At 59.4% G+C, this 12,537-nt stretch carries 11 protein-coding genes and 1 pseudogene; 8 read left to right on the forward strand and 4 right to left on the reverse strand.

What is annotated here, in order from left to right; all coding sequences use genetic code 11:
• Nucleotides 1–171: 171 nt before the first annotated feature.
• The 6 genes from ABR948_RS02510 to ABR948_RS02535 all read left to right on the forward strand — a co-directional run bounded on the left by ABR948_RS02510 (nucleotide 172) and on the right by ABR948_RS02535 (nucleotide 8,024).
• The gene (locus ABR948_RS02510; RefSeq protein ID WP_428113840.1) at nucleotides 172–750 is read left to right on the forward strand and encodes a DUF4142 domain-containing protein; all 579 of its coding nucleotides are present in this window, start codon (nucleotides 172–174) and stop codon (nucleotides 748–750) included.
• Between the two features lie 71 nt (nucleotides 751–821).
• A complete protein-coding gene (locus tag ABR948_RS02515; protein WP_428113842.1) occupies nucleotides 822–1,301 on the forward strand; it encodes a GlcG/HbpS family heme-binding protein in 480 nt (159 codons plus the stop codon).
• Between the two features lie 143 nt (nucleotides 1,302–1,444).
• Nucleotides 1,445–2,377: a lactate/malate family dehydrogenase gene (locus tag ABR948_RS02520; RefSeq protein WP_428113844.1), complete on the forward strand. Its 933-nt coding sequence runs from the start codon at nucleotides 1,445–1,447 to the stop codon at nucleotides 2,375–2,377.
• Nucleotides 2,378–2,779: 402 nt separating this feature from the next.
• Entirely contained in the window at nucleotides 2,780–3,283 is a 504-nt protein-coding gene (locus ABR948_RS02525; protein ID WP_428113845.1) for a DUF1348 family protein, read from the forward strand.
• 284 nt (nucleotides 3,284–3,567) lie between these two features.
• Nucleotides 3,568–6,753 carry an efflux RND transporter permease subunit gene (locus ABR948_RS02530; protein ID WP_428113847.1) on the forward strand — a complete coding sequence of 1,062 codons (3,186 nt, stop codon included), beginning with the start codon at nucleotides 3,568–3,570 and terminating at the stop codon, nucleotides 6,751–6,753.
• Entirely contained in the window at nucleotides 6,750–8,024 is a 1,275-nt protein-coding gene (locus ABR948_RS02535) for an efflux RND transporter periplasmic adaptor subunit (protein ID WP_428113849.1), read from the forward strand. Before ABR948_RS02530 ends, ABR948_RS02535 begins: the two co-directional genes overlap by 4 nt.
• 62 nt (nucleotides 8,025–8,086) lie before the next feature.
• Here the strand turns inward: ABR948_RS02535 and ABR948_RS02540 are convergent, their stop codons facing one another.
• A complete protein-coding gene (locus tag ABR948_RS02540) occupies nucleotides 8,087–8,626 on the reverse strand; it encodes a hypothetical protein (RefSeq protein WP_428113851.1) in 540 nt (179 codons plus the stop codon).
• 39 nt (nucleotides 8,627–8,665) lie between these two features.
• Here ABR948_RS02540 and ABR948_RS02545 point away from each other — a divergent pair, with 39 nt between their 5' ends.
• Nucleotides 8,666–9,118, forward strand: coding sequence for a hypothetical protein (locus ABR948_RS02545; protein ID WP_428113853.1), 453 nt, complete (start codon nucleotides 8,666–8,668; stop codon nucleotides 9,116–9,118).
• A gap of 1 nt (nucleotide 9,119) precedes the next feature.
• Here the strand turns inward: ABR948_RS02545 and ABR948_RS02550 are convergent, their stop codons facing one another.
• The 3 genes and pseudogenes from ABR948_RS02550 to soxC all read right to left on the reverse strand — a co-directional run bounded on the left by ABR948_RS02550 (nucleotide 9,120) and on the right by soxC (nucleotide 11,963).
• On the reverse strand, nucleotides 9,120–9,395 hold the full coding sequence (locus tag ABR948_RS02550) for a hypothetical protein (RefSeq protein ID WP_428113855.1): 276 nt from the start codon (nucleotides 9,393–9,395) through the stop codon (nucleotides 9,120–9,122).
• Nucleotides 9,396–10,128: 733 nt separating this feature from the next.
• Nucleotides 10,129–10,690 (reverse strand): annotated as a pseudogene (locus tag ABR948_RS02555) (c-type cytochrome).
• Nucleotides 10,677–11,963, reverse strand: coding sequence for a sulfite dehydrogenase (gene soxC, locus ABR948_RS02560; protein WP_428113856.1), 1,287 nt, complete (start codon nucleotides 11,961–11,963; stop codon nucleotides 10,677–10,679). The pseudogene ABR948_RS02555 and the gene soxC overlap by 14 nt, the downstream one beginning before the upstream one ends.
• A 216-nt stretch (nucleotides 11,964–12,179) precedes the next feature.
• On the opposite strand from soxC, the gene ABR948_RS02565 reads away from it, so the two are divergent.
• Nucleotides 12,180–12,537 (forward strand): DUF2231 domain-containing protein (locus ABR948_RS02565; RefSeq protein ID WP_428113858.1); only part of this gene is annotated, 358 nt, incomplete at its 3' end.

Raw genomic sequence — 12,537 nt, forward strand, 5'->3', positions numbered from 1 at the left:
GCGCCGAACGCGGAAGTTCATTTCGGCGATCCGATCGATATCTATACTCGCCTTGCTAAGTTTGGTTCGTATTGCGCAATTCCTGCCGACACCGGGATTCATCGGCTTGATTGTCGTCACGGGCGACCTACCTCCGTTCATAGAGACCACAAATAAATGGAGCTTTCTAAAATGAAACGGGCAACTGCAACAAATCGTATCGCCAGCCTTGGCTTAACCTGCATTCTGCTTTGGTCGGCCAGCACTGCGGTCGCCACTGCGCAAACCGCCGTACCGCCGGAGGCGCCGGCGACACTCAACGCCGTTGATTTTAATTTTGTCGGCCAAGCAAATCTGGGCGCTCCCTTCCAGGTCGATTCCGGCCGGCTGGCTGAAACGAAGGCCACGAGCGCTGCGATCCGCAGCTACGCCCATTTGATGGTCACGAGCCATATTCCGGTCGTCGACGCGCTGAACGTGATCCTCAAGCAGAAAAACATCACCCCGTCGAACACGCTTCTGCACGGCGCCTATGATGCGATGATTTTCACGCTCGAGGCGGACCATCGCGCCACGTTCGACCGGAATTATGTGAATGGCCAGGTCGAATATCAGAAGGGCAATGCGGCATTGTTCGAACAGGAGATCCAGAACGGCGCCGATCCTGACCTCAAGGAGTTCGCGCGCCAGACTCTCCCGAAGATCGTGGACCATTTGCATCGCGCCGAGAAGCTTGCTGCTGAAAACGGCGTACATCTCGCCTCGAAATGAGGCAACGGTGACGCGGTCAGTTTGATGGACCGACGCACTGATCATATAAGTCGCCAAAGAAGGAAACCATCATGCGCATCGTCGTCGCATGCGGCATCGTGCTCGGAGCGGTCGCGTTGCTCCAGCCCGCCGCGGCAGCACCTTTTGCGGAAAAGAAGGTGCTGACCCTGGAGATTGCGCGAAAGATCGTCACGGCCGCAGAATCGGAGGCAACCCGCAATCACCTGGCCGGCGTTGTGGCGGTGGTCGATGACGGCGGCTGGCCGATCCTGATCGAGCGCATGGACCATGCCGCCTACCTCGCCAGCGTGGAGCTTGCGCCTGGCAAAGCCCGAACCGCCGCGCTGTTCAAGAAACCTAGTCAGGCGCTCGAAGACGCAATCAACCACGGTCGCATTGCTGCCGTTACGGCGCAGGGCTTCACCGAGATGCAGGGCGGACTTCCCATTGTCGTCGATGGCGAGGTGATCGGTGCCATCGGCGCGAGCTTCGATACGCCGGAGCATGACGTGCAAATCGCGCAAGCCGGGCTCACGGCGGTCCCTCGTTAAATTGAACCAGGCGGCGTGACCTCGCTCTTGCAGACTTCCGGCCGCCGACACAAATTTAGAGCCGACGGCGTCAGTTAAGTGGAGCCCGAATGATGGCTCGTAGGTATCTTGCTGAAACAAAGACGCGTCGACGAGGACACACCATGAAGATCGGAATTATCGGGGCGGGAGCTGTAGGCGCGGCGTGCACGTTCGCGACTTTGATAAACGGCTGCGCCAGCGAGATTATTCTCGTCAACCGCAATCGGGATCGAGCCAAAGGGATGGCGACTGACATGGGCTATGGGGCGCCACTGTCATCCGTCACCACGGTAACGGATGGGGACTACCCGGATCTGGCCGGTGCCGCACTCGTCATGATTACCGTCGGGGTCAACGAAAAAACCGGTGGCGCGACCGATCGTGGCGATCCGCAGGGACGGTTACGCCTGCTCGACGCGAATGCGGCGGTTTATCGCGATGTAATCCCACAGGTCGTCGCGGCAGTTCCGGATGCCGTGCTGCTCGTGGTGACCGATCCTCCCGATCCACTCGCCTATTTGACACGGCAATTGGCGGGCCACGACCGCGTCCTCAGTACCGGGACCTTGCTCGACAGTCTGCGTTTTCGGGTGCACCTCGGCCGACGCCTCAACGTCGCCCCTGCGTATATCGATGCGCAGGTTCTCGGCGAACACGGAACATCCCAGATTTTTCACTGGTCCGCTGCCCGCGTCGGAGGCGTCCCGATCTCGGATGCTCTCGGAAGATACGACCCGAAGCCGACCGACATCCGAGCGGCGATCGAGGAAGAGGTTCGCTACGCAAACATTACTATCATCGAGGGGATTGGAGCCAGCCAATATGGGATAGGAATGATTTGTGCCCGAATCGCCGAAATTGTACTACGCGACGAACGCGCTGTCGTTCCGATAGGGTTCTACAGTTCGAAGTATGGCGTAACGCTGTCGCTGCCGAGCGTGGTCGGGCGAGAGGGCTGCCACAACGTCCTCTACCCACCGCTTTCGGATTTCGAGCAGATGGGCCTGGAAAAATGCATTGAAACACTGCGCAGCGCCCAGGAACGAACGCGCTGACTAATCTTTCAAAACGCGACAAAGCAGGACCGATGGCAGGTTGCCTTTTTGGCAGCCCACCCGAGCTTGCATATCCGCGAAAATGAATTCGAGTTTAGAAGGGCTGTTGAGCCTCATGTTCACGGGCGGAAGACGCCGGCGTGAACAATCAAATCACCTTCTCCGTCATAACAACCACGTGAAGCAACCGACCGGCCTTGGCAGGCTGCGATGATTTCGGGATTGTGAACGGGGATTTAATTGAAACATTTGAGTCCAGGCGAGATTTTACCTGAGTGCTTTCGTCGAATTGGTTTCTTGCATTTCGCGAGCGCATTTTGTGCAACCGACTTAGCTCTAGCTTAAGCAGCGGATCTCCACTCAATGTCTTCTCAATTGCCGCCTGTCGCTGAAGGTACAAGAATGCTGGACCTCGACCACCTCTTTCCTCCGTTTGGTCAAGCAGCGGCCATTCGTAAAGTGCGTGCCGCGGAGCGCGGATGGAACACCCATCCGCTGCGCGTACCGCTCGCGTACGCGATCGATAGCGATTGGCAGCCCCACGCAGAATTCGCATCGGGCCAACAGGAGTTAGTCGCGTCCCTGATCCGCACATGGACGAATGAGCTGGGATGCCGGCTGATTAAGGAGCTTTGGACAGGTGCGAAGACCGCCATCCACTTTGCCTTCGAATGGCACGCCGGCGCCGGGAACTGGATTCGCTCCAGTAGAAGCAAAAAAGGGAAGTTTGGTGCCAACGACCTGCTGAAGCTCCGGCTGGCCTGCGTCAGCGGCCTTCCGATCGACGAACCCGGTCGAATGATGCGCTGGGCTCGCAGCGACCCTCGCGCCGCGGATCATTCCGGGCCTTTCCGCTTTTCGTCCCTGATAGTCGGAGAACTCAAGTCCAAGAGGAGGCCGGAATGAATGACAAATGCGATCGGCCAACAAATAAACTTCAAAAGAAGACACGCTAAGCGAGACCGCCAGCGAAATATGCCAAATGGCGTCGCGCCGATGAACAACTCGACGACGCTTTGAGGCAAACCTTCCCTACCCGCGACGCGGTATCGATCGTGCAAAGCGCATGCGGCGACTAGTCGGCCACGACACCAACTGATTACCGGTTATTGCCGCGGCTTTACCGGCCTACAGAACGCTAAACTCGCAGTTGCTGAAGACGCGATGACACGAAAGAATCGGAACTAGCTATGGGTATCGTTCGCTTCGCGCTGAGGTTTCCACACACGTTTTATGTGGTGGCGGCTCTGATCCTGTTTCTCGGCGTCGCCGCCATCCGGTCGATGCCGACGGATATTTTTCCGGAGATCCGCATTCCGGTGGTGACTGTCATATGGCAGTACACCGGCCTCACCACGCCGGAAATGGAACAGCGCGTCAGCACCTACAGCCAATATTCCATCAGTGCCAACGTCAACGGCATCAAGAACATGGAAGCGCAGACCCTGAATGGCCTGTCCGTCCAGAAGATCTACTTCCAGCCGGACGTCAATCTCGACCTCGCCATCGCACAGATCGTCTCTGCCACGAATTCCATTCGCTCCCTGATGCCACCCGGCATTCAGCCGCCCATCGTCGTGCAATTCAACGCCTCAAGCGTTCCCGTGCTCCAGCTCAGTCTCAGTTCAGACAATTTGAACGAGCAGCAACTCTACGATTTCGGCATCTACCGCATCCGGCAGGATTTGGCGCCGGTTCCCGGCGTCACGCTGCCGACACCGGCTGGCGGCAAGTATCGTCAGATCATGGTCGATATCGACCCGGACAAGCTTCTGTCCCGGGGACTGACGCCGCTCGACATCGTAAACGCGGTCAATACGCAGAACCTGACGCTGCCCTCAGGGACGGCGAAAATGGGAGATATCCAATATACCGTGCGGACCAATGCCACACCGGCGACGGTCAATGACCTCAACTTGATGCCGGTCAAGTTCGCCAACGGCGCCACGATCCTTTTGAAGGACGTGGCACAGGTTCGCGACGGATCGATGGTGCAACAGAACGTCGTCCGCGAGGACGGCCGGCGCTCGGTGTTGCTCAGCGTGATCAAGAACGGCAATGCCTCGACGCTGGCCGTCGTCAACGGCGTGAAGAAGGCCCTGGAAGCGACCCGCGCCGCCGCGCCCGCCGGACTCAAAATCAGCGAGCTGTTCGACCAGTCGATATTTGTTACAAACTCGGTCACCGGCGTGCTGCGCGAAGGCGCCATCGCGGCTGGGCTCACCGCGCTGATGATCCTGATTTTCCTCGGCTCCTGGCGCTCGACGCTGGTCGTGATGATTTCAATTCCGCTGGCGATCCTGTCGTCGCTCGTCGTGCTGTATTTTCTGGGCGAAACGTTGAACACCATGACGCTTGGCGGCCTTGCGCTGGCGGTTGGCATATTGGTCGACGATTCGACCGTAACCATCGAGAATACCCACCGTCTGTGGACAGAAGAGGGCATGCCGCTTTCCGAGGCGACGCTGCACGGCGCGGCCGAAATCGCGGTGCCGACGCTGGTTTCGACGCTCGCCATCAGTTGCGTGTTCACATCCGTGGTGTTCCTGGATGGACCCGCCAAGTACCTGTTCACCCCGCTTGGGCTTGCTGTCGTCTTCGCGATGCTGGCTTCCTACGGATTATCACGGACCCTGACCCCGATCACGATCGGCTTATTCCTGAAGGGCGAAAAACACCATCAACCAGATGACGGCCCCCCCGCGGGACTCTTCTCGCGGATGACCGCAGCATTCGACCGCGGCTTCGAGCAACTGCGTGAGGGATATCTGAAATTGCTCACCACGCTGCTTCACCGGCGGGCTATCGTCCCTATCGTCACCGCGTTGACACTCGGCCTCGGCGCGGTAATGTTCCTGTCTGTCGGACGCGACTTTTTCCCGCTGATCGACGGCGGCCAGATCCAGCTTCACGTTCGCGCGCCTGCGGGCACCCGCATTGAAAGCACGGAGGCGATATTCCAGGCGGTCGAGGACAAGATTCGCGAAATCATTCCGGAGAACGAACGCTCCTTGATCGTCGACAATTTCGGACTGCCGGCGCGAGCCTACAATCTGGCATTCGCCGACGGCTCGACGATCGGAATCAACGATGGTGTCATCCAGGTGGCGCTCAAGGAGGGCCACAAGCCGACCGCCGACTACGTCAAGAAATTGCGCGAGGTCCTGCCCGCCGCATTCCCGGAGGACACGTTTTATTTCCAGGCGGCCGATATCGTCACACAGATTCTGAACTTCGGACTGCCCGCTCAGATCGACGTCCGGACGGTGGGGCGCGACAAGAACAATCTTTCGGTTGCAAAGGAGCTCCGTCAAGGCCTTGCCGGGATTCCGGGCATCGTCGACGCGCATCTGCAGCAGGAAGTCGACGGTCCGGATTTTTACGCCGAGATCGACCGGACCCGGGCCGCGCAGCTCGGCCTCAATGCGAGCACGGTGGCCACCAACATCAATGTCAGCCTGAGCTCGTCGGTGCAGGTATCGCCCAATTTCTGGACCGATCTGACCTCGGGGATTCCCTATTATCTGGCCGTGCAAACGCCGGAACGGCAAATCAACTCGCTGAACGCGCTTGCCAATACGCCGGTCTCCACTTCGGTTGCAGTAAGCGGCCAAACGGTCCCTGGCATGCTCAGCAACGTGGCGACGTTCAAGCGCGACACGGTTGCAACCAACTCCAACCAGACCAACATTCAGCCGGTTTTTGACGTCTATGCCAGCGTCCAGGGCCGCGATCTCGGCAGTGTCGCTGCCGACATCAACAAGGTCACGACGCAGCTGCAGAAGCAACTGAAGCCGGGCAATTCAATTCAGGTGGTCGGCCAGATCCAGAGCATGAACGACTCTTTCCGGAACCTTGGCATCGGGCTGCTGTTCGCCGCCGTCTTCGTCTATCTCCTGATGGTTGTGAATTACCAGACCTTTGGCGATCCGTTCGTCGTGATTCTGGCGCTGCCGGCGACGCTCTGTGGCATCGTCACGATGCTGTTCATCACCGGGACCACGCTGAGCGTGCCGTCGCTGATGGGAGCGATCATGGCGGTCGGTGTCGCGTCGGCGAATTCGATTCTGCTCGTGACCTTCGCGCGCGAGCAACAGCTGAAGGGGCACTCCGCCTTTGAGGCCGCGCTGAGCGCCGGCCACACCCGAATCCGTCCCGTGCTGATGACGGCAGCCGCGATGATCGTCGGCATGATTCCGATGGCGATCGGCGGCGCCGGCGAGGAACAGAACGCCGCGCTTGCGCGCGCCGTCATCGGCGGCCTGCTGTTCGCCACACCGACAACCCTGCTGATCGTGCCTTACCTGTTCGCCATGCTGCGCAAGGGCAACGACGGGAAACCCCACCATGGCGTTTTCGAGGAAATTCAGGCATGATCGAGATTCAAATGCGACCCAAAAATGAAGGCGTGCGAGGCCGGCCTGATAATCCGGAAACCGATCGCATCGTCGCGCTGCCCAACACGGGCCGCAAACGGCGACGTCGTTACGGAGGGGCGCTGTTCGGCGGAATTGCGTTGCTTTTGCTCGTGGGCGGCCTTGGAATCGGTGCCTGGCGCCACTACCAGGCCGAGCTCGACGTCGCGGCTACCGGCCAACGGAGCCGGACTCTTGTTCCCGACGTTCGCGTAGCCGCGGTCCGCGCCAGCGACAGCAAAATTACTGTCACCCTGCCGGCGACGACGACGGCATTTGAGGCAGCGAATATCTTCGCGCGCACCAGTGGATATATCGAGAAACGTCAGGTCGATATTGGCGATCGGGTCAAAGCGGGAGCCCTGCTGGCGGACATTACCGCCCCCGAGCTCGATCATCAGATTACGCAAGCCAAGGCGACGCTGGCCCAGATTCAGGCGACGCTGCAGCAGACGCAGGCAAGCCGCGATCTCGCCGACGTCACTAATGCGCGCGACAGCAAACTGGTCCAGCAGGGATGGCTCACGCTTCAGCAGGGCGACAACGATCGCCTGACGCTGCGGGCGCAACAAGCAGCGGTGGGCGTGGCTCAGTCCAATATTGCCGCCCAGGAAGCCCAGATTCGAGTTCTCGAGCAGGAGAAGGCCTACCAGCGCGTGGTAGCGCCATTCGATGGCGTGATCACCCAGCGCAACATCGACAACGGCAGCCTGGTGACTTCAGGATCGACCTTCATGTTCACGCTGATGCACCCTGACGTGATCCGCATCCAGGTGTTCATCCCCCAGGATGAGGCTTTCGGGGTTGAACCCGGTGTCGACGCGGTGGTCCGCGTCCCCGAGATACCGGGTCGGAGCTTTCCCGGCAAGGTTACGCGCATAGCGAGCGCATTACAGCCCGGCAGCCGAACGCTGCTGACCGAGATTGACGTCCCCAATCCGGACGGCGCGCTTAGTCCTGGCATCTATTGCACCGTCGAGCTTTTCATCCCACGCAAAACACCATCGATGATCATACCGGCCGATGCGGTGGTGTTCGATCAGAACGGCGTACATGTCGCGGTCGTCGAGAATGGCAGCGCTCATCTGCAGAAAATCACGATCGCGCGTGACTTCGGCACGGAGGTCGAAGTGCACGATGGCGTCAAGCCGGGCGATCAAGTCATCCTCAATCCGATGATCGACCTGGCGGAAGGCAGCAAGGTCACGACGCGCAAGGCGCAGAAGAGCTAAATCGGCACGGAGGAGGCGATCACAATGCGACACTTGTTGGCAGCCGCTCTGCTGTTAGGCTGTCACGCCAGCCTGGCGCAGGTCTCCACCATGGGCACCACGGCCATGGGACTTCCGTCTACGCCCGGGACCATCTTGACATCCCCGCTCAATGGCCCGAGCCCGTTCTCCGCGGCGACCCAACCGGGTGCTCTCGACACGACGCTGGCGCCAGTACCGCTGGCGCTTGATCCCACGGCCTCGGGGACCAGCATCAACTGCTCTCCAGTATCCTCGCAAACCGCTTTAGCGTCTCCGACACAGATTACTTCATCAGGCCCGGTGACGGCGAGCCCAACGTCGAGCGGCACCGGTAGCCAATCGACGTTTGGAACGCCGGGGACGCTCGTGCCGCTGGGCACGGCCCTGCCGCAGGGGACGGTCGTGATCCTGCCGCAGGGGACGATCGAGCCGCCGGGCACCATCGTCACGACGCCGGGGACCAGCGTGGCGCCGGGGACTACCGTGGCGTCAACAGCGAGCACAAGCGCGACGACAGCAATGTCATTGGGGCCATCGACAATGAGCTCCGCATCGATCAGCGGAAGTACAACCGGGACCATATCGCCCGCAGCTCCGCTCGGCAGCCCCTCGAACGTCGTATGCAGTTCTACCTACGGAGGCCCGCCGACCAATGGCGCGGCTTTGCCGCTCTCGACGCCAGACATTCCGATGAACACGTCACCCGGCACGATTCAGCAAAACATCGCGCAGCTCGGCGGCACCAGCATCGATCCAACAATGTCGGTTATGCCAACGCCAAACACCTCGGCATGCGCGGAGAGCACGACGATGAATCTGGCAACGCCAGGCACCATGGCGCCGGCCAACGCCACGGGCGCTGCCGCAACGCCGGGCGTATCGCCGCCGGGCTGCTGAGGGAAAAGATTCCTTCGCTGCGCCTAGCGAGGGACCTTGCTCCCGAACCATTGACCGCTCCCGTCTGTCGGCGGCAGGACAAAAGGGCGGCCTTCGGCCGCCCTTTTGTTCTTGTTGTCTTGCCCGGATCAGTGCCGCCTTCGCTATCCGAAGAGGCAGAAAAGGCAAAGGAATAGTTTACTGACAGTCGTTCCGGCTGTCCCATTCGCCGCTCTGTCGAAAAGCGGACCACCCCATGTAATCGGTCTGCTCGTCGTAGGGATTTCCCGCTTCCTGGCTGCAGAAGGTTTTCGCACGGCCGTCAGTTGAGTTATTAGCGTTGCGGAATTGCTCGCTCGCGGCTACAGGCGCACTGTACGCCTTGCGAACGTGATAAGAGGACGCTGTGGCCATTTGAACTGCCGATCCGGTAATCAGCAACGCGCCAAGCATGGTTAGAATTGTCTTTCGCATTTTTATCTCCGTAAGTCTGACGCTCGGTCGAGGCAATTGCACCTCGCTTCATGCGTCCTGCATCCCCTCTCAGGGCGATGATGGTGTTGCGGTGTGAAGAAGAAAAATCGGGCCTTGCAAAGCTGGCTTAGTGGCTGGCTGCTTCCGAGACTGTCTCGGAAGCAGCCATCAGCCCATTAGCTCGGGGGGTTGAGTGACGGATCTTCGCCGCCTACCCTCGACGGGTCCCTGCCGCTAAAGCCAAAATTTTCCATGTTCCGGCCCGCACGCGTTTGTGGGATTGCATAGAAGGACTCGTTTGCCTGATTATAGGCTCCGCGATAATCCGACCGACGCACGTGATGCTCTGACGCGTTGGCCATCTGACCCGCAGATCCGGCAATCAGCAACACGCCAAGAATGGTTAGAACTGTCTTTCGCATTTTTATCTCCATTAATCTGGCGCCTCGGTCCGGGCAACTGCACCTCGCTTCTGCGCCTTGTGAAGGTGAGATGAGAGGTCCGATTCCATACGACCATCAACACACCGGTTTCTGAGCTTTCATTCGCTCTGCCCTCCAGGTGGGTTTCACACTCTCAATGCGCCATTAAATTTGACTTCAGAAAACAAAAGTACCGTCTGGCTTGGCCGCTGACGACCAACACAAAAGCGTTCGCTGATCGATCGTCGTTATCAAGGAAATTTGTTCGATTTCCCAATCGTGACGAGCCGCCCTCTCCGTGCAGTGCTGCTCTAACAGTCTTTCATGCATGCCGGGTTTTCGACGTCGGGTCGTGAATCGCCGACGAACATATTTCCGTTCGGCATCTTGATCGCGCTCAACGCCTTGGGGTCGAGCGTCGCCTCGGCCGGCAGCAACCCATTCAGATGAAGGATGTAGGCTGAGACCGCATAGACGTCATCATTGGTTAGCGATTGCGGCGCGTTCTGGGGCATGGCGCGGCGGATATAATCAAACAAGGTCGGAGCGTACGGCCAATAGCTGCCGACGGTCCTCACCGGCTTCGGCGTCGCAAGCGTGCCCTGCCCACCGACCAGTTGGTCGCCAATACCGCCCTCGCCGTTGGCGCCATGGCAAGCCGCGCACTGCCTATCAAAAACCTCGCGGCCGTGAGACACCGCCGCTTCCTGGTGGAAGGTTGTTGCCATGACGATCGATATCGATATTCCAGCCCGCGATCTCGGCAGGTGTGGCAGCACGCCCGCTGCCATAAGAGTTTTGCGCGTGGATCCCCGTCGCGCATGACAGCGCGAGCGTGGCGAAGGCTGCGACCTGAAGTTTACGCGTGGGCATTGGTGACCTCGCCATCAGTTCCGATGCGCCAGGGCCAGATCGCATTATTGTGGTAATAATAATTTTCGCCGCGAACCGCGAGAAGTTCGGCCAGCGTCGGCTGCACGTAACCGGTTTCATCTACTGCGCGGCTTTGCATGACGGCCGGCTGGCCGTCCCAATGCCACGCAAGCCTGAAGCGGGTCAGCGCTCGCGTCAGCACCGGTTCCTGCAGCTGCGCCTCCTGCCAGCTCTGGCCGTCATCGACCGAGACGTCGACGCGATTAATCTTGCCGTGGCCGCTCCAGGCGATGCCGCTAATCTCGTGAAATCCGGGTACGCTCAGCCGCTGGCCGCCCGAGGGACGCGTGATAATGGATTTCGCTTCCATATAGAATGTGAACTCGCGCGCCGAGCCATCCGGCATCAAGTCGGTGTATTTCGACGTCTCTTCACGTGAATATGTCGGCTCGGCGGCGACGCGAAGACGGCGGAGCCACTTCACGCTCATATTGCCTTCAAATCCAGGCAACAGCAGACGTAGCGGATAGCCCTGCTGCGGGCGCAGCCGCTCACCGTTCTGGCTGTACACCAGCATCGCATCATCAAGACATTTTTCGATGGGAACGCTTCGTGTCAATGCTGCCGCGTCCGCGCCCTCGGCGACGACCCATTTCGCGCCGGCCTGCAATCCGGCCTCCCGAAGCACGCGTTTCAGGCTGACCCCGGTCCATTCGGCACAGCTCAATAGACCAACGAGGTCGGAGGCGGTCTTGCCGTACGGTTTCCTGTAGTTTGGGTTGGCCGAGCATTCGAGGAAGTAGACATGCGATTCGGAAGGAAAGCGTCGGATGTCATCCATGGAGAAGATCAACGGCCTGTCGACGAGACCATGGACCATCAGCCTATGCTGTGCCGGATCGATCGTGGGAACACCACCATGATGGCGTTCGTAGAATAGCCCGTTCGGCGTGATGATGCCATCGAGATCCTGCAGCGGCGTTCGTCCAGACGCGGATAGATATTGCGGAAGCCCCTTTGGAATATTTTTGATGACAGCCTTCTCGAACGGCGAAGGCGTTCCGTAAGGCTGACTCCCCATGGGATCGCCGGGTGCCTTCATCCATTCCGGAACATTGGGCGGAAGGTTGTCGGAACGTTCGTTCGTCGCCAGCGCTTCGCCTCCGGCAAGAGTGCCCGCGATAACACCGCCACCCAGCAAAGCGCCGCCTTTGCGCAGAAATCGCCGGCGCGTCAGGGCAATATCCTCATCGATATTGGTTGGCTTGACCATTTCGCGTCCTCCGTCTGAAGGCCGCACAAATAAACGCCCTTCGACCGATGCCAGCTTAACTTTCAATTTAATGGTGCCGACGGGCGAACAGACCTACGTCGCCTCCACGGGGTCGAATGCTCGATAGAACGCTTTGACATCGCCCATACGGAACCGGAGATCAGCGCCCGGCGCTTTGGAGATCAAGACGCGCGGGATCATAAGAAGGGTTGAAACATGCAGCAGCACGCGACAATCACGGAAGCTCGTTTCGTGGGGAATACCGATTTTAGGTCAACCGCAAAATCTGGCGGGCGACCGATCCACAGAATGCTGGTGGCATTTTCCGCTGCCTATTTCATCGGTGCTTTGGTCACCGATGTTGTCTATTGGCAAACGCTCAATGTGTTGTGGGAGCGGTTCTCCATCTGGCTGATCACTGCAGGTCTGATACTGGCGGGCCTCGCCGTCGTCGCTTTTGCAATCGACCTGTTCGCCGGCAGACACATCGACAGGCCCGCGTGGCCTCGCGCGGTTGGCTACGCGCTTGCCATCCTGCTCTCACTGATAAACGCGTTCGTTCACAGCCGCGACG

Source organism: Bradyrhizobium sp., assembly GCF_050014615.1.
GTDB lineage: Bacteria > Pseudomonadota > Alphaproteobacteria > Rhizobiales > Xanthobacteraceae > Bradyrhizobium.